Source organism: Corynebacterium callunae, assembly GCF_046592015.1.
In the GTDB taxonomy this organism is placed as follows: domain Bacteria; phylum Actinomycetota; class Actinomycetes; order Mycobacteriales; family Mycobacteriaceae; genus Corynebacterium; species Corynebacterium callunae_A.
In genome coordinates this window covers 153,569-170,124 of the sequence record NZ_JAWVOB010000002.1, presented here as the reverse complement: position 1 = coordinate 170,124, position 16,556 = coordinate 153,569, and the positions used below count along the sequence as shown (strand labels likewise).

Here is a 16,556-nt window from a genome sequence, read left to right as displayed (position 1 = left end):
GACAATCAGGGAACATTGGCATAGGGAATCCTGGCTTCTTTTGAAAACATCCACAATAATGTTGATCCAGTTTACTCGCTGGACACCTATGAATGCCTAAACTCGCCACCACATGCGCTCAGGAACATCACCACGGCTGCCGTTTTCATCAACTTTTACGCCCAGTACCTGGTGCAATTGCACAATATTGTGTTCAAAGCCCCATTCGGAACCAGCCATATAAAGTCCGAAGAGTCGAGCAGTTGGTTCCCCGGCAATTGCTACAGCCTCGTGCCAATTACGTTTGAGGTTCTCACACCAGTCATGCAAAGTGCGCTGATAATCAAAGCGCAGGTTCTCCTCATGCAGGACCTCAAAGCCATTGTCTTGCATGTGTCGAATAATGGTGCCAGAGCCGGTGAGCTCACCATCGGGGAAAATATAACGGTCAATGAAAGCACCAGCATGGCGCGGCCGGTTATCGGGATAGGTAATGCCGTGGTTCAGCATTAGACCGCCTGCTTTGAGCTTGGAGTTCAGCAACTCAAAGTAGTCGCCATAATTACCCACACCAATGTGCTCGATAATTCCAATGGCGGAAATTGCATCAAACTCAGTTTCCGGTACATCGCGGTAGTCCATAAAACGAACCTCAGCGAGATCTTCTAGGCCTTGGCGTTTGATCTCTTCCTGAGCCCAGCGGTATTGCTGTTCCGACAGGGTAACGCCGAGTGCTTTGACTCCACGCTTAGCTGCGTAGCGGACCATGCCACCCCACCCGCATCCGACGTCGAGAAGCCTATCTCCTGCCTTGAGGCGCAGCTTCTCAAACACCAGGCGGTACTTATTTTCCTGAGCATCTTCGAGGGAGGATTCCGGGGTTGGGTAATAGGCGCAGGTATAGGTCATGGTGGGGCCAAGGAACAGCGAGTAAAAATCATTGCCCACGTCATAGTGGTAGCTAATGGCTTTTTTATCGCGATCTTTGGAGTGGCGAGAAGCAAGACCATTAATCAGAGCTTTACGCCAGGCTGGTGCCTGCTCCATCTCTGGGATGGCCTGGAATTTTAGAGCATTCATTTTGCGCAAGGTGCGCATAATACGCAGCGTGGTGCTGGCATCGGGGCGTTTAAAGCAGCCATAAAAGGCCTTGAGGGCATCAAAAATTCCATAGGGGTGGCCTGGATGCTCACCTTCCACCACAAGATCACCCATAAGGTAGGCACGTGCCAATCCGAGGTCACCAGGTGCGGTGGCAATATAGGAAATTGCATCGGTATTGGCTACGTGTAGCCGATAGGGTGCATCTTCTGGTCCTGTGGAACTGCCATCAAAAGCCGTGATGTGGAAAGGAATCGGCGCTGTGGTCGTGGCCTCGACGATGTCGGCGATGGTCATGAGGTCCTGCGCGACGGCGTTACTCATAAGTGCATTCCTACTCTGCGAAAAAGTTCTTCTCCTCCAAGGGGCTATCCCCTTAAAGAGTGCTTATGCTGCGTTAATATGCGGCTAAAACCCGAGTTTAGGCTCCTTTAACAGTCTTTTCATATAAGCCTGGGAATCTTCCCTGCGGATCCCATTGCTTTTTGAGCAGCTGCGGGATCTCGCCACCATAAAGCTGCTTAAATTCCTCCAGGCTATAAAAAGCCTCAGAATATAGGGATTTATGTCCACCAAAGGCAGCGATTTTCTTCTCAATTGCACGATTAAAAGCTCCAGGACCTGCATCTTCACCCAGCAGGTTGACCGGTACCGAGGACCAAAAACCAATATTGACCCACGTAATCTCACGCTTGAGTGGATAAAGTGGCCAGGGGTGTTGACCAGCTCCATCGGCAAGGGCTTGTGCAGAGGACAATAGTTCGCCAGCGTCGAGAGGTACTTGTTCCCCGCTTTCATTGCGGTGGTGGCGCAGGCGGATTGGGCAAAGCCACACTGGTTCAATATCGCAGCTATCAAAGAACCACTGCAAAAAATCGGGCACTTTATCAGCGGTAACTTCTACGTCTTGCACCACCCTTTCGCGGGCATGACGTCCCTTGCGCTTTTCCAGACGATCAGCAATGTCATATTCGCGGTCTAGTCCAATGAGCTTCCAATAGAAGCTTGAACGCAGCAGATCGCGGGGCCACAGTTTACGGATGCGGGGATTTTGGGCGCCAAAAGCTCGGGAGCACCAGAACCAGTCTGGGTCCCAGCGCCAAATATAATCCCTGATTTTTAGGCGGTCGCGCTTAATAGAACCCTCGTGTTGCAGGCCTCGATAAAAGCTGGTGTCTTGGGTGTAATCACTGGTGGGACCTGGTTTTGCAGTTTGGGTACCAAGGATCAGATAGGATTCGGTGGGCGAAAACACCACGCCATCAAGGTAGTCCACGCGTTCCTCCTCAAAGGAGCGCGCCACGGAAACTTCTTCCAGGGTGCGGCTTAAAACCTCTAGGTCTGAAAAGCGCACATAGCGCAAGGAAACATAATCCAGCACTGGTTCCAGCTCGATTTTTAGGCGCACGGCATAACCTAAGGAGCCATAGGAGTTGGGGAAACCACGGTAGAGGTCCACATTTTCTTCCGGCGAGCAGGTCACAATCTCACCGGTGCCAGTCAAAATATCCATTTCCAGCACAGATTCATGGGGCAAACCATTACGGAAGCTGGTTGATTCCACGCCCATGCCAGTCACGGCACCACCCAAAGTGATGGTTTTAAGTTGGGGCACCACCAAAGGCATGAGCCCATAACTTAAAGTTGCATCCACCAAATCTTCATAGGTGCACATACCTTGAACTTCGGCAGTGGAATGTTCGGCATCAATGGCAATCACACCATTCAGCGCAGATACATCTAAGCCTTGGGCGTTACCGCTGCGGCCGCGGAAAAGGTTGGAAGTCTTCTTTTTAAGGCGCACCCGCTCCCCCGGCGCAATCGCTGCAAAACTTTCTTGCAGGCGCGAAATGGCAGCTCGATGAGCATCCCATCCAACAGGGGTTATTTCTTGGGCATCAATTCCACGACCAATGGAAATGCTATTAGTGAGTTTTCCGAGGGTGGTAAAAAAGACACTATCCGGATCTACAACTGCACTCATGTAGGGCAATCATACCCCTAATACATAGGTGTCAACGCAGCCTCTCTGGAAAGTTCACTGCCCTCCGGCAGCAGCCGCAAAACACTCCACGGCACCTGTTGAGTCTGGCTTAACCCCAACGCTTCCAGCGCTTGGGCATCCACAAGATGGTGGCGCAAGCCGGAATCGGCCACTAAATAAAACCCAAATCCACTATCCACCGCTACTCCACCGCCAAGATCAGAGATAAAACTCGCCGCCACAGTATTTCCCGACAGCGCCACGCCCTCCGGCAGCTGCCCATAAAAACCAACCTTGCCTTGCCCATCTGCGCAGATCACCGGCGGTGCACTCCACTCCACCAAGGTGGTGGGCAAACTAAGCGCAGAATCCGTTTCGGGGTAGCCACCCAGCAAGGCGCGCGATTGCGCGGTGCTGCGGGAGCCTGCGTCGAGAAGCATTCCCTCAGTGAGCGCGTTGATTGGCGCGATGCCGGCCTCGCTATGCACCCACGCACGGGTGCCGGTGGTGATGATCTCCGGCAGCGGATCGGGGAAGCTAATATCTGGCAGCTGCGGAATGTTATTTAACAGGTCCGCGCTGAGATACACCCGTGGTGTGTCGGCGTTAATCCCCAGGTGGCGGCGCACAATGCGGCCATGTTCACTGTCCTCCGCGGGCAATAATTGCCGTCCCTGCGCGGTGATAAGGTGCCAGTTCAGCTCACCATTTCCGCTTTGCGATGCCCCGAGCCACCCCTGTTGCCCAGCCAACAACCTGGGTTGCGCGAGCTGCCCCGTTCCTGCAGCCACCACATGCGTGGTGCCGGACTCTGTAACTTGGCAGGCAAACCACGCAGTCTCATGCTCCTCGGTACTGATAATTCCCGGTGCATCCACCAACCCCAGCGGAATGCCACGCGGCCACTGCGCCAGAATCTCATCACTTGCGGCGGCAGGTTCCATGACCTCGCCCAAAATCAATTGCGCCGAGGCCATATTGGCAACCGGATGTACCTTATCCTCCACCCGCACAAATAGTGCCCCAGATTCTGCGCGGATTAGCCGTGCTTCTCCTGGATTTAAAGCCGGGCGGAAAAGCGCCAAGACCAGCGCGCCCACAGCCAACATTACGCAGGCCACAAGCCCAAAAACCATTGCTCGCCGACGGCTGGCCAAAGGATCGTGAATCATCCTAATATCGCGCAGCACCAAACCATGTTCAATCCTGCGTACCAAAAATTTATGCCCCGAAACCTGCGCCGAGGTGGTGGGCATCAAAATGCCATCTGCCATACGTCTTACTCCCCCACACGAATATTGCCCCCGACCTTATCTAAGGTCAGGGGCAAAATCTGCAGCAAGTGGGATTGTTCTCAAAAGTTTTTTTGAGGGAACCTTCTGCGGTTTTTAGCAGTCTAACTAGTTATTGCGTTGGCTCTGTGGCTGCACTTCTCGTCGCCGTAGGAGCTGGCTTTTCGGTGGTTTCACCTGGTGCGACAAAGTTAGGCTTTGAAGGATCGGGAGCATAGGGAAGATCATTTTCTGCAGCATCGCCAGTCAAAGCAGCGTCGGTGGGACGGTGATAATAAGGCTCATCCCATTCCGCTGCGGTTTCTGCCAGTCCCAGCTCGCCCTTGGTCTGAACTGGTGGCAGTGGCTGCGGGGAATTTCCAGGCTCGCGCATCTGATTGAGCTCTTCATCGGTGAACATATCATTCACCGCAAAAACCACCGCTTGCTGATTCTGATACACCGGGGTGACACCAGGGGTTGTCCACAGCTGATCGATCATACGGAAATTAGGATTTTGGAAAGCCCAGAATGGCCAAGGGCTGACCACAAAGAAGCCAACATTAAGATCGCGGGCTGCTTGATCAACCTGATTTACCTGATCCGGATTGTCCTCAGTGCCAGTGCCCAAGAGCTGTGGCCACCAGAACAACACTGCCGTTGCCGAACCCTCGCCTGCTGCGGGCCAGGCATAGTGTCGCGATACCGAATGCAAACCGTTATAGGCATACATCCAGCCATAAGCATCAGCTGGATCACCCATAATGTTGTATTCCATGCCACCGGGTTGTTGTGCCAACCAATCCCAGGCAGCAAGGTCTGCGGCATTCACCATGCGGTCATCATGTGGCGCCAGCATGGTATTTTCGGAGCCTTCCTCCACAAAGTCTTGCGCCCAGCTTTGCAAAGGTACAGCCACCACCAATCCCAGAATGACAGAGGCAATGCTGGAAATGGTGGCAAATTTCTTAATTGGCCCCAAGCAAATCAGGCGAATAATCGCCGCAATTGCAATGCCTGCAGCAGCAAAAGTAAACATTGCCACTGGCATGATCAAACGGTGGCCGGTGGAATAGTGCAAACCGCCGACGATGGTGAGCCAATCGCCCCAAGGATCGCCAAAAGGCTTGAGTGAATTAACGGTGAGCGCCAAGCTGAAGAAATAAAAGAGTGGCGCCCACAGGTTGCCCCGCCAGATCAAAGCGACAAGACCACCGATAGCGGCGAGTACCAGGACTGGGGTCATATCGATATCGCCAAAGAAGTCCACGTGGCGAGTTTCCATATGCAGTGCCAGCAGCCAGGATTCGGTACGGCTAACAGCTTCCTCTGCAGAATAAGCCAAGACATCTTCGGTTTGTTCAGAACCAGAGATCACCTGTGGCAGGACCAAGATCACGCCCAAGATACCGGTGACTGCCAACAGAGCAACATCTTTAAGTCGGATGAGCAAGCCCTGTTTGAAGCCCTTGACCTTCTTACTTGGCAACCACACCAATTGCAGCAACCACCACAGCAGCAGCCCAATAATCACGATGGTCGCTGGTGCTGGATGCAATTGGAACATGCCAATAAAGGCCAATGCCGTGGCAAAAATCCGCACTGGAACAGCAGGAACTGACATAAACAAAGCCAGCACAATTCCGGAAGCACCGATCGCTGCTACATAAGGCCACGCTCCTACATAGTTACCCACCCAGAAAAGAACGGGCGAGGCCATCGTTGCCAAGGCAGCAAGGCCAGCTCCCAATTGCGCGGTGAGTCCACGATTATTGAGCAGACGCCAGGCGATAAGCGCAATGGCCAGTGGCAATAACAAACCAGAAAGAACAATGCCCGTGAGGTTGGTAGCAGCAATTGGAGAAATATTGGCTACATCTGACAGCACATAGGCGCCGGCATGCCAAGCACTGGGGTAAAAGAGTTCCTGTTGGGTTTCAACATTGCGCAGCTGCCCCATCAAGGTGGAGGAAGCAATGCCGGTTTCCTCAATAAAACGCACTGTAGATGCGTGCCAGTGCACATCCCAACCCTGGAAAATATCATCAAGCCCGCGCTCAGTGCTCAGGAGAAGGTCGAGGGCGCGGTCGATAATGATCCAGGCACCTGCAATGGAGCCGGCGGCTGGCAGCAACCAACGAGGATCTAAAATTCCGCCATTGCGCATATACCCAAAAACAGCTGACCAAAAACCACGGCGAGCTTCAGGTTCGGAAGTTTCCTCGGCTTCAGAATCGTGGGTAGCAATAGCTACTGCGTCTGCATCAGTGCTTTCAACGGTTGCGTCTTCTGCTTCGGATACTGCTTCAACCGGTGGTTTTTTGCGACGGTTTTTTAAGGCCCAACCGCCGATAAAACACAATCTCCACAACAGGGCAACGCCTAGGAAGATGAGCGTGGCAATGGTGACGGAGTTGAGATCAAAGCGCAGATCCAACATGCCCAAGATCCAGGCCGCAAAACCATAAATGCCAAAGGTTGCGGGGATGGAGGCAGCAATAGCCCACGGGGCCTTAAGACCAGATACCCAAGAGACGACTAATCCTGGAACGGTAAACACTAACACCGCAATCCAAACTGTCATCAGCATTCGGATACCCACTTCACTTTCTTATTTTCCAGCATCTCTTCGGCCTCAATGGCCGAAAGTTCCCGCAATGAGTCTAGTCAAACCTCGTCTTGTTCCAGACTTAGGCTCGCGGGGACTTCACGATAAGCTCGGGTTTCCAGGGCTCTTTCCTGCATTTTCTCCGCTGGTGGATAATCAACCTGCACCAAGCTTAGTCCGCGAGCAGGGGCAACCGGAACCATTGGGCTGCGTTGGGTTTCGTCGAGAAGCGTGGCGGTAAAGTCCCGGCTGCGTCGCCCCTCCCCTACCGCCATGCACGAGCCTACTAGGGAGCGCACCATTGACCAGCAGAAAGCATCGGCAACCACGTGGGCTTCATATAATTGTGGTTCGGTGGGGGTTGAAATATCGCGCCAAGAAAACTCTTGCAGATCACGAATCGTGGTGGCGTTGGGTTTGGCTTTACAAAAGGCGACAAAGTCATGCAAGCCCAGCAGCATATCGGCTGCTTCCTGCAGACGTTCCAGCTCCACTGGCTTTGGCCACACAGCGGTATCACGAATTCGCGTGGGCAAAGGACCAGCCGGGTGGGTGGAAATCCGATACACATAGTGCCGCCGCAGCGCCGAAAATCGAGCATCAAATCCAACCGGCGCGAAGCTCACCTCCTGCACCCGAATATCTTCTGGCAACAGCCGTGCCAATCTTCGCACCAAACGCTGCGGATCGCCATCAATAGAGCGTTGTTCCAAAGCGTGAGCTGGAACATCGAAGTGCGCTACCTGACCCGCAGCATGAACCCCAGCATCTGTACGACCTGCCACTGTGAGTTCAATAGGTTCCCTTAACACTAGCGTGAGGGTTTCTTCCAGAACCTTTTGTACCGTGCGCAGGTCACTCGTACCCTGGCGCGCCCAGCCATGAAAATCGCTTCCATCATAAGCTAAATCCAGGCGCAGACGCACCGTCTCAGTTGTGGTCAAAGTTATAGGGCACCTTTCAAATATCTGCATCCTGATCTTGGCGAACGTGCTGCTGCAAAGACATACTGCTCATTTTCTCGCGATAGCTAGGAATAGAAAATACTCCAACACCTAGCAACACAAACCATAGGTAGAGGGGATACATAGCAAGTCTTTCGAAAATTCCCGGAGTCAGTCCATTACTGCCAAGCACTCCGAGCGCAATAAATCCACCGATAGAAACCAAGAGTAGCAAGAGTGTGGGTGCACCATTTACAAGGGGAATAATGCTTTTCGACGGCGCCCAGCGTGGCCACCATGCCCACAGCATGGTGCCCCACAAGCTGAAAACATGAATGAACAACATTGGAATTGAGTTATTCAGGCCGTACACCTTGGTGCTGGCACCAACAAAGGCCAGGAGTACACCACCTAGATGCATAGAGGTTTTACGGACTGCCCACAAGAAAAGGCCACCACAGAGTATGAGGAAGCCACTTAAAATGAGACCGCCATCGAACCACATATGGCCAGGGCTACATACCAAGCGTTTACCGAAGGAGTCCACAAAAGCGCCGCAGGTGCTTAGGCCGAGGTCTGAGGTGAGATAGGTGTCAAGCAGGTAAAACCCATCCCACATTGCAACTGCGATGGCTTGAGTGAATAACACAATGATCGTGCTGAGAATAAAGAGGATTCCAGAGATGCGGTAGATCACAATTTCACCGTAGTTTGTGTGAAATATAGAAAAAGTCCCTACTTCAAATTGTTACCAATTGAAGTAGGGACTTTAAGAAAAGTAAAGAAGAATTTACTTCTCTTCTGCAGCCTCTTCGGTTGCAGTCTCAGCAGGAGCTTCTGCTACCTCTTCGGTCTCAGCTTCTTCAGCCTGAGCCTCTTCAGCAGCCTTCTTGGAAGCAGCTGCGCGGGTTGCTCGGGATGCCTCTGCAGAAACAGTCTCCTCGAGAACGAGGGAGATCTGGGACATAGGAGCGTTGTCGCCCTTACGGTTCTCCAGCTTGATGATGCGGGTGTAGCCACCTGCACGGTTTTCGAACTGTGGTGCAAGATCGTTGAACAGGTGTGCAACAACGTCCTTGTTAGGAACGAGTGCCAAAACGTTACGACGATCAGCAACGGTACCGGACTTAGCCTTGGTGATCAGCTTCTCAGCGTAAGGACGCAGAGCCTTTGCCTTGGCATCGGTGGTCTTGATTGCGCCGTGCTCGAACAGGGAAGCAGCCAGGTTGGACAGAAGCTTCTTCTGGTGGCTGGCGGATCCGCCGAGGCGGGCGCCTCTCTTAGGGGTAGGCATTTAGGTGTACTCCTTGTACATTGATTTAGCGCGGCCCAATTTTTGGACCAGGCGACTTACTCGGAATCTTCCGCCTCAACATCGATGTAGCCACCAGTTTCAGCGTCATATCCTTCAAGAGTTGAAGGATCGAAGTCTTCAGGAGCATCCTTTAGGGTAAGACCCAGGCCAGCAAGCTTGATCTTGACTTCGTTGATTGACTTTTGTCCGAAGTTACGGATGTCAAGCAGGTCGGTCTCTGCACGCTCGGCAAGTTCACCCACGGTGTGGATGTCTTCGCGCTTGAGGCAGTTGTAGGAACGGACGGAGAAGTCCAGATCCTCGATTGGCATGCTGTAGGCAGCGATGTACTCGGTCTCCTGTGGGGAGGGTCCGATCTCGATGCCCTCGGCTGCGATGTTCAGCTCGCGAGCGAGTCCGAACAGCTCAACCAGGGTCTTACCTGCCGACGCCAGGGCGTCACGGGCAGTGATAGAGTTCTTGGTTTCAACGTCGATGATCAGCTTGTCAAAGTCGGTACGCTGCTCAACACGAGTAGCTTCCACCTTGTAGCTAACCTTCAAGACTGGGGAGTAGATCTGGTCGACCGGAATTCGGCCGATCTCACCACTGGTTGCAGTCAAGGTTGCAGGCACGTAACCACGGCCACGCTCGACGATGAGCTCAATATCCAGCTTTGCGGTGTCGTTCAGGGTAGCGATGTGCAGATCCGGATTGTGGATCTCAACACCAGCTGGTGGCTGAATGTCGCCAGCAGTGACGACGCCAGCGCCTTCCTTAACGAGGTGCATTACTACTGGCTCATCAGAGTCAGAAGAAAGAACCAAACCCTTGATGTTGAGGATGATGTCAGAAACATCTTCCTTGACACCATTGATGGTGGTGAACTCGTGGAGTACACCATCAATCTTCACGCTGGTTACTGCAGCTCCAGGAATGGAGGACAACAGGGTGCGGCGCAAAGAGTTACCGAGGGTGTAGCCAAAGCCTGGCTCCAAAGGTTCGATGACGAACTTGGAACGTGCGCTGTCGACGAATTCCTCAGTAATGGTTGGGCGCTGGGAAATGAGCATTGAACTCTCCTTGGGTGACGTCCGCTATTTGACGTCTTAAAGGGGCGGAAAGGATGGTGAAAAATCGGAAGATTCCTGTGCACCCGGGGCAGCCGGGTAAGCAGAAATTACTTCGAGTACAGTTCGACGATGAGCTGCTCTTGCAGCGGAACATCGATCTGTGCGCGCTCGGGCACCTGGTGCACGAGGATACGCAGGTTCTCAGGAACGACCTGGAGCCAAGCTGGAACGATTGCATCGACCAGGTTGTCCTGAGCCTCTTCGAACCAGTTCATCTTCTGGGACTTCTCACGAACATCGATGATGTCGTACTGAGAAACGCGGAAGGAAGGAACGTCGATTGCCTTGCCGTTGACCAGGAAGTGGCCGTGGGAAACAAGCTGACGAGCCTGGCGACGGGTGCGTGCCAAACCTGCACGGTAAACTACGTTGTCGAGACGGGTCTCAAGCAAAACGACCAGGTTTTCACCGGTCTTGCCTGGGCGACGGTTAGCCTCAGCGTAGTAACGACGGAACTGCTTTTCCATGACGCCGTAGATGAAACGAGCCTTCTGCTTCTCTTGGAGCTGCAGGAGGTACTCGGACTCCTTGATGCGTGCACGGCCAGCCTGTCCCGGAGGATATGGACGGCGCTCAAACGCCATGTCTCCACCGATGAGGTCGACGCGCAGACGACGGGATTTACGGGTTGCGGGGCCGGTATAACGAGCCATAATGTATTACCTTTCCTTCCCTATTAAACGCGACGACGCTTCGGCGGACGGCAACCATTGTGTGGCTGTGGCGTCACGTCGGAGATCGAGCTGACCTCGAGGCCTGCGGCCTGGAGTGAACGGATAGCGGTCTCTCGGCCCGAACCTGGGCCCTTGACGAATACGTCAACCTTCTTCATGCCGTGATCCATTGCCTTGCGAGCAGCGTTTTCAGCGGCCATCTGAGCAGCGAATGGAGTGGACTTACGAGAGCCCTTGAATCCAACGTGTCCAGAGGAAGCCCAGGAGATGACAGCACCGTGTGGATCAGTGATCGAGACGATGGTGTTGTTAAAGGTGGACTTGATGTAAGCGTTGCCGTGGGCAACGTTCTTCTTTACGACGCGACGGCCGGTACGGCGCGCGCCAGAGCGTGCTTTTGGAGGCATTTTTACTTCTTCTTTCCGGCGATCGTCTTCTTAGGGCCCTTACGCGTACGCGCATTGGTCTTGGTACGCTGACCACGAACAGGCAAGCCACGGCGGTGACGAATACCCTGGTAGCAACCGATTTCGATCTTGCGGCGGATGTCAGCCTGTACCTGGCGGCGGAGGTCACCCTCGACCTTCCAGGTGCCTTCAATAACATCACGAAGAGCAGCGAGCTGATCATCGTCGAGGTTGTCAGTGCGCAGGTCTGGGGAGATTCCGGTCTCCTCGAGAAGCTGCTTGGAACGGGCTGGGCCGATTCCGTAAATGTAAGTAAGTGCGACTTCCATACGCTTGTTGCGTGGAAGGTCAACACCAGCTAGACGTGCCATGTGGCAGAACCTTTCCGGTTGTTGCGATGGTTTTCCCCATAATCGTCCCTGCCACGCAACGCTTTCCCCGGACGGATACCGGAGGGTGGGTTGTGATTCGCAAGGCTCCAGCCATCGATGCCTGAAGGTGCGTCAACTCGGCGGGATATCCCCGGCGAGCCCTGATATATGGAGGCTAAAGCTTTTTACTTGTAGCGGTAAACGATGCGACCGCGAGTAAGATCGTAGGGCGACAGCTCTACAACGACGCGGTCCTCAGGAAGGATACGGATGTAGTGCTGGCGCATCTTTCCACTGATGTGGGCGAGTACCTTGTGTCCATTGTCGAGCTCGACACGGAACATTGCATTCGGCAAAGGCTCGACAATGCGACCCTCAACCTCAATAGCGCCTTCCTTAGCCATATCCTCCACTTTTCCAGAATTCTCCCCCTCGGGAGATTCTAAGTTTTTCCACTGCAAAATGGTGGTGTCATACGAATTGCATACACACCATCGATACAGGTTACACAAGCCCGGGGTAAATATCAAACATTTGGTGAATTTCATAAAAAGAACGCGGAATAGGGGTTCCTATTCCGCGTTCTTTGTTGGCTTTCTTAGTAGATATAAACCATGTCGCCGATATCAACGTTGTTGAAGTAGTAGATGGCGTCCTGCTGTGCAAGGCGAACACAGCCGGCAGAGGTGGTTGCTACATTGCCCTGGTGGAATGCGTGGCCACTGTAGGTGAAGTACATGGCATAAGGCATTGGGGCGTTATTGAACTCATAGGAGATTTCATCCTTAACCTTGCGGTTAATGTAGAAAGTTCCACGCGGGGTCTCTTGTCCAACGCCACCGGAGGATACGGCTACTGAGCCATATACAACCTGGCCATTTTCCTGCAGCCAAGAACGGCCACCGTCGATATCAACACAGACCTCGGCACTTGCTGGGCAAGATCCGGTGTCAAAGCGGGCAGCCTGCTCTGCGGCAATACGAGCTGCCTCGGCTTCGCGGGCTGCTGCTGCATCGCGCTCTGCTTGAGCACGCGCTGCGGCTTCCTGTTCTGCGATCTTTTGATCAATAAGTCCAGGGAAGACGGTGTTGATGGTTTGATCAACAGCAACCTTGGCACCTAGTGCAGCAGGACCCATGGTGTCGAGCTGAGCTTGGAGGTTGTTGCGGGTGACCCATGCACCTTCGCGGGCATTTGCGGCGATGGCAGAGCTACCAACAGCAAGATCTTGTGCGGATGCGGTTGCTGGAGCGCCAACAAGTGCAGCGGTTGCTGCGGCTGCGGTAAGGATGGCAGCGACGCCACGCTTAACGGATGAAGCGTAACGGGTGCGGGAAAGTTTCTGCATAAACAGCAGTATATAAGCCATCTTTAGCAAATTGATACTCAAGAGCGCAGTTTTCTTTAATTTTCGTGATTTTTAAACAGTCCAACAACGTTAAACCCCGCAACACCGGTGGTGTTGCGGGGCAGGGGCGCGTCGAAAAGCGTATTAGTAGCGCGGGGTCAAGATACGGGGGCCGCCAGCGGTGGCTGCTACGGTGTGCTCCCAGTGTGCAGCCCAGGAACCATCGAGGGTAACGACGGTCCAATCATCTTCCAGCACTGCAGAGTCCTCGGTGCCAAGGGTGAGCATTGGCTCAATGGCCAGCACGGAACCTTCCTGGATGATAGGACCCTTGCCGGGGCGACCCTCGTTGGCGAGGTAAGGATCCTCGTGCATGGTGTGGCCGATGCCGTGTCCGCCGTAGCCATCAACGATGCCCAGCAGCACACCGAACTTGGTCTCAGCCTTGCGGGTTGCTACCTCGAGGGCATTGGAAACGTCGGTGAGGCGATTGCCTGGAACCATGGCCTTGAGGCCCTCCATCAACACCCACTCGGTAGCAAGGTTAAGAGCCTGGACGTCCTCATCAAGTTCGCCGATGCCGAAAGACCATGCGGAATCTCCCACCCAGCCTTCAAAGGTGGCGCCGCAGTCGATGGAGAGCAAATCGCCCTCCTCCAAAATAACGTCCTTGGAAGGAATACCGTGGACGATAACCTCATTTACCGAGGCACACACCGAGCCTGGGAAACCCTGGTAGCCCAGGAAGGTTGGGATGGCACCGGCATCGCGGATAACCTGCTCGGCGATCTGGTCCAGATCCCAGGTACTCATGCCAGCCTTAGCCTCTGCGCGCACAACCTGGAGAGCCTTGCCAACGATTTCCCCTGCTGCTTGCATCGCATCAAGTTCGCCTGGGGTCTTGGCGGGAATGGTCTTTTTCTTGGAACGGAAACCCATCTGTGGGAATCTCCTTTTCTGCTGGACTACTGCTTGGAACAGCAGCCGTTTAAAGTTTATTTCTAAAAGAGCTATAAAAAATAGTGCTAATTACAAATTGAATCCAAAGTAAACACAAAAAGGCCGGTACCACACACATTGGGTGGGTCCGGCCTGATCTATGTTGGCCGCTTAACTTATCGTAGGTTTAGCGACCAGCTTCTGGGAAATTTACTTTCCCAGTGCCTCAAGAGCCTCGAGGGTGCGGGCGTTGATTTCCTCAACGGTGCCTTCTGCCTCGACGTTGATGATCTTCGCACCGTAGTGATCGATCAGCGGTGCAGTCTCATCGCGGTAAACGCCAAGGCGGGTACGGATAGTCTCTTCATTGTCATCTGCACGGCCGCGGGAGAGCATGCGCTCCACGACGACGTCTTCAGAGACCTGGTAGTTAACAACGCCGTCTAGCTGCTGGCCGGCTTCGGTGAGCAGGTTAGCCAGGATGTCAGCCTGCTCAACGGTGCGTGGGAAGCCATCTAGCAAGAAGCCTTCTGCAGCGTCAGATTCCGCAAGGCGGGATGCAACCATACGAGCAGTAACGTCGGTAGGAACCAACTTGCCAGCGTCGATGTACTGCTTTGCCTCAACACCAAGTGGGGTTCCCTCGCCGATGTTGGCACGGAAAAGGTCACCGGTGGAGATGTGTGGGATGCCAAGCTTCTCAGAGAGAATTGCAGCCTGGGTGCCCTTGCCGGCACCGGGAGGTCCAAGGAGAACGAGTCGCATTATTTCAGAAGTCCTTCGTAGTTGCTTTGCAGGAGCTGGCTCTCAATCTGCTTCACCGTAGTCAGTGCAACAGATACAAGAATCAGAATTGCGGTACCACCGAATGGGGTGGATCCGGCCGAACCGGCGTCAACGCCTAGATCCAGCATAATGTTTGGCAGCACAGCGATGAGCGCTAGGTATAGGGAACCGACAAAGAGCAGACGATTCATCACATAACCGAGGTACTGCGCGGTGGGTCGACCCGGGCGAATACCCGGAATGAATCCACCGTACTTCTTCATATTGTCTGCTTGCTCGGCTGGATCGTACTGCACCGAAACATAGAAATAAGAGAAGAAAATGGTCAAGGCAAAGTACAGCACAATGTACTGCCAAGAAGATGGAGTCTGCAGGTGCGCAATAACATTGCGCTGCCACCAGTTATCAGAAACTGTGGTGGAACCTGAGGTCACAATCTGGGTGATCAGGACCGGCATGTAGATCAGGGAAGACGCGAAGATAACTGGGATAACACCAGCCTGGTTCACCTTCAAAGGAAGATAAGTGGAGGATCCACCGTACTGACGGCGACCAACCATGCGCTTTGCATACTGCACCGGAATGCGGCGCTGACCCTGCTCCACGAAGACCACGCCGACAACCAAGACGAGGACGGAAACCAGGACTACTGCGAAGACCACGCCACCGGAGTTTCCAAGAATGTTCATGCCGTCGGTGGGGAGACGAGTGGCAATACCCGCGAAGATCAGCAGGGACATACCATTGCCCACGCCCTTTTCAGTGATGAGCTCGCCGAGCCACATCACCAAGATCGCACCTGCGGTCATGGTGAGGACAAGGACAATCAAGTCAAAGAAGTTACGGTCTTCTTCCAGCACGCGAATGCCGGCGCCAAGTAGCTGCTCGCGGTCTGCCAACGCCACAATGCCTGAAGACTGCAACAAAGCCAGAGCGATGGTCAAGTACCTGGTGTACTGCATCATCTTGGCTTGGCCTGATTGGCCTTCTTTTTTCAGCTCTTCAAAGTGCGGGATGACTACTGTCAACAGCTGCACAATAATCGACGCCGTAATATACGGCATGATGCCGATGGCGAAGATGGACAATTGCAGCAGCGCTCCACCGGAAAACAGGTTAATCAGCGAATAAACGCTTGATTGATCCTCGGTCAAGTCACGCAAACGACCACTGATCGTTGCGTAGTCAACTCCCGGGGAAGGGATCTGCGCACCGATGCGGTATAGAACGATCAATGCGATGGTGAAGAGAATCTTCTTTCGCAGATCGGCGTCCTTGAATGCCTGAATAATGGCGGACACATATCCTCCTGGCCCCCACCTCATCCGGAAAATTTCCAAACAGAAATTCCCACATGGCGGGAGATGTATTTTTAGATCCTGGCCCATTAATCACATTTTGATAAACGGGCACGATTGACCTATTTACCCTACCAGCTTTCGCCAGCATGAGGGATTCCAAGCCCTCATTTTGTTAGGTGAGTCATAGCCTTAAAAGCACAAACGCTTTCTAGTGCGGGTGAAATAAACACCTCCGCGCCAGAAATTATGCACCACTCCCCCTACATTTAACGCGCGCAATCAGGCCCACCCCAGCCTCATGCCCGATGTCTCCTACCCCAGCCCCGTGCTTCATATCCCGCAGGCATGACCCACAGGCATTGACCAACAAACAACAAAAAGCTCTTCCCTTCGGTTAAGAAGGAAAGAGCTTTGAG

General features: G+C 53.5%; 16 protein-coding genes. All 16 read right to left on the bottom strand.

Annotation, left to right across the window (positions count from 1 at the left end):
- Nucleotides 1–96: 96 nt before the first annotated feature.
- Nucleotides 97–1,404 carry a class I SAM-dependent methyltransferase gene (locus SFC07_RS03885; protein ID WP_411206913.1) on the bottom strand — a complete coding sequence of 436 codons (1,308 nt, stop codon included), beginning with the start codon at nt 1,402–1,404 and terminating at the stop codon, nt 97–99.
- 97 nt (nt 1,405–1,501) lie between these two features.
- Nucleotides 1,502–3,064 carry an FAD-dependent oxidoreductase gene (locus tag SFC07_RS03880; RefSeq protein WP_411206912.1) on the bottom strand — a complete coding sequence of 521 codons (1,563 nt, stop codon included), beginning with the start codon at nt 3,062–3,064 and terminating at the stop codon, nt 1,502–1,504.
- Nucleotides 3,065–3,081: 17 nt separating this feature from the next.
- Complete coding sequence (eccB, locus tag SFC07_RS03875) at nt 3,082–4,338, bottom strand: type VII secretion protein EccB (RefSeq protein WP_411206911.1); 1,257 nt, start codon at nt 4,336–4,338, stop codon at nt 3,082–3,084.
- A 130-nt stretch (nt 4,339–4,468) separates the two neighbouring features.
- Entirely contained in the window at nt 4,469–6,925 is a 2,457-nt protein-coding gene (locus SFC07_RS03870; RefSeq protein WP_411206910.1) for a DUF6541 family protein, read from the bottom strand.
- A 77-nt stretch (nt 6,926–7,002) separates the two neighbouring features.
- Nucleotides 7,003–7,887 carry a tRNA pseudouridine(38-40) synthase TruA gene (truA, locus tag SFC07_RS03865; RefSeq protein ID WP_411206909.1) on the bottom strand — a complete coding sequence of 295 codons (885 nt, stop codon included), beginning with the start codon at nt 7,885–7,887 and terminating at the stop codon, nt 7,003–7,005.
- A 16-nt stretch (nt 7,888–7,903) separates the two neighbouring features.
- Entirely contained in the window at nt 7,904–8,584 is a 681-nt protein-coding gene (locus SFC07_RS03860) for a hypothetical protein (protein WP_411206908.1), read from the bottom strand.
- Nucleotides 8,585–8,677: 93 nt separating this feature from the next.
- Nucleotides 8,678–9,181, bottom strand: coding sequence for a 50S ribosomal protein L17 (rplQ, locus tag SFC07_RS03855; RefSeq protein WP_411206907.1), 504 nt, complete (start codon nt 9,179–9,181; stop codon nt 8,678–8,680).
- A 56-nt stretch (nt 9,182–9,237) separates the two neighbouring features.
- Nucleotides 9,238–10,254: a DNA-directed RNA polymerase subunit alpha gene (locus SFC07_RS03850; protein WP_411206906.1), complete on the bottom strand. Its 1,017-nt coding sequence runs from the start codon at nt 10,252–10,254 to the stop codon at nt 9,238–9,240.
- A 107-nt stretch (nt 10,255–10,361) separates the two neighbouring features.
- Nucleotides 10,362–10,967 (bottom strand): 30S ribosomal protein S4, encoded by a 606-nt coding sequence (gene rpsD / locus SFC07_RS03845; RefSeq protein WP_411206905.1) that lies wholly within the window; start codon nt 10,965–10,967, stop codon nt 10,362–10,364.
- 23 nt (nt 10,968–10,990) lie between these two features.
- Nucleotides 10,991–11,395 carry a 30S ribosomal protein S11 gene (gene rpsK / locus SFC07_RS03840; RefSeq protein WP_015650421.1) on the bottom strand — a complete coding sequence of 135 codons (405 nt, stop codon included), beginning with the start codon at nt 11,393–11,395 and terminating at the stop codon, nt 10,991–10,993.
- Nucleotides 11,396–11,397: 2 nt separating this feature from the next.
- Nucleotides 11,398–11,766 (bottom strand): 30S ribosomal protein S13, encoded by a 369-nt coding sequence (gene rpsM, locus SFC07_RS03835; RefSeq protein WP_411206904.1) that lies wholly within the window; start codon nt 11,764–11,766, stop codon nt 11,398–11,400.
- 185 nt (nt 11,767–11,951) lie between these two features.
- Nucleotides 11,952–12,170: a translation initiation factor IF-1 gene (infA, locus tag SFC07_RS03830; RefSeq protein ID WP_003854422.1), complete on the bottom strand. Its 219-nt coding sequence runs from the start codon at nt 12,168–12,170 to the stop codon at nt 11,952–11,954.
- 194 nt (nt 12,171–12,364) lie between these two features.
- Entirely contained in the window at nt 12,365–13,114 is a 750-nt protein-coding gene (locus tag SFC07_RS03825) for a L,D-transpeptidase (protein WP_411206902.1), read from the bottom strand.
- Between the two features lie 144 nt (nt 13,115–13,258).
- Nucleotides 13,259–14,053, bottom strand: a complete 795-nt coding sequence (gene map, locus SFC07_RS03820; RefSeq protein ID WP_411206901.1) for a type I methionyl aminopeptidase — start codon at nt 14,051–14,053, stop codon at nt 13,259–13,261.
- Between the two features lie 210 nt (nt 14,054–14,263).
- On the bottom strand, nt 14,264–14,818 hold the full coding sequence (locus SFC07_RS03815) for an adenylate kinase (RefSeq protein ID WP_411206900.1): 555 nt from the start codon (nt 14,816–14,818) through the stop codon (nt 14,264–14,266).
- Nucleotides 14,818–16,140 (bottom strand): preprotein translocase subunit SecY, encoded by a 1,323-nt coding sequence (gene secY, locus SFC07_RS03810; protein WP_411206899.1) that lies wholly within the window; start codon nt 16,138–16,140, stop codon nt 14,818–14,820. The genes SFC07_RS03815 and secY overlap by 1 nt, the downstream gene beginning before the upstream one ends.
- Nucleotides 16,141–16,556: the final 416 nt, after the last annotated feature.

Excerpts from the sequence above, each read along its gene's own strand:
- SFC07_RS03825 (WP_411206902.1), bottom strand. The coding sequence starts at position 13,114 with ATGCAGAAACTTTCCCGCACCCGTTACGCTTCATCCGTTAAGCGTGGC.
- rpsD (WP_411206905.1), bottom strand. The coding sequence starts at position 10,967 with ATGGCTCGTTATACCGGCCCCGCAACCCGTAAATCCCGTCGTCTGCGC.
- SFC07_RS03880 (WP_411206912.1), bottom strand. The coding sequence starts at position 3,064 with ATGAGTGCAGTTGTAGATCCGGATAGTGTCTTTTTTACCACCCTCGGA.
- SFC07_RS03885 (WP_411206913.1), bottom strand. The coding sequence starts at position 1,404 with ATGAGTAACGCCGTCGCGCAGGACCTCATGACCATCGCCGACATCGTC.
- eccB (WP_411206911.1), bottom strand. The coding sequence starts at position 4,338 with ATGGCAGATGGCATTTTGATGCCCACCACCTCGGCGCAGGTTTCGGGG.
- SFC07_RS03815 (WP_411206900.1), bottom strand. The coding sequence starts at position 14,818 with ATGCGACTCGTTCTCCTTGGACCTCCCGGTGCCGGCAAGGGCACCCAG.
- map (WP_411206901.1), bottom strand. The coding sequence starts at position 14,053 with ATGGGTTTCCGTTCCAAGAAAAAGACCATTCCCGCCAAGACCCCAGGC.
- rpsM (WP_411206904.1), bottom strand. The coding sequence starts at position 11,766 with ATGGCACGTCTAGCTGGTGTTGACCTTCCACGCAACAAGCGTATGGAA.
- SFC07_RS03870 (WP_411206910.1), bottom strand. The coding sequence starts at position 6,925 with ATGCTGATGACAGTTTGGATTGCGGTGTTAGTGTTTACCGTTCCAGGA.
- rpsK (WP_015650421.1), bottom strand. The coding sequence starts at position 11,395 with ATGCCTCCAAAAGCACGCTCTGGCGCGCGCCGTACCGGCCGTCGCGTC.
- SFC07_RS03850 (WP_411206906.1), bottom strand. The coding sequence starts at position 10,254 with ATGCTCATTTCCCAGCGCCCAACCATTACTGAGGAATTCGTCGACAGC.
- rplQ (WP_411206907.1), bottom strand. The coding sequence starts at position 9,181 with ATGCCTACCCCTAAGAGAGGCGCCCGCCTCGGCGGATCCGCCAGCCAC.
- infA (WP_003854422.1), bottom strand. The coding sequence starts at position 12,170 with ATGGCTAAGGAAGGCGCTATTGAGGTTGAGGGTCGCATTGTCGAGCCT.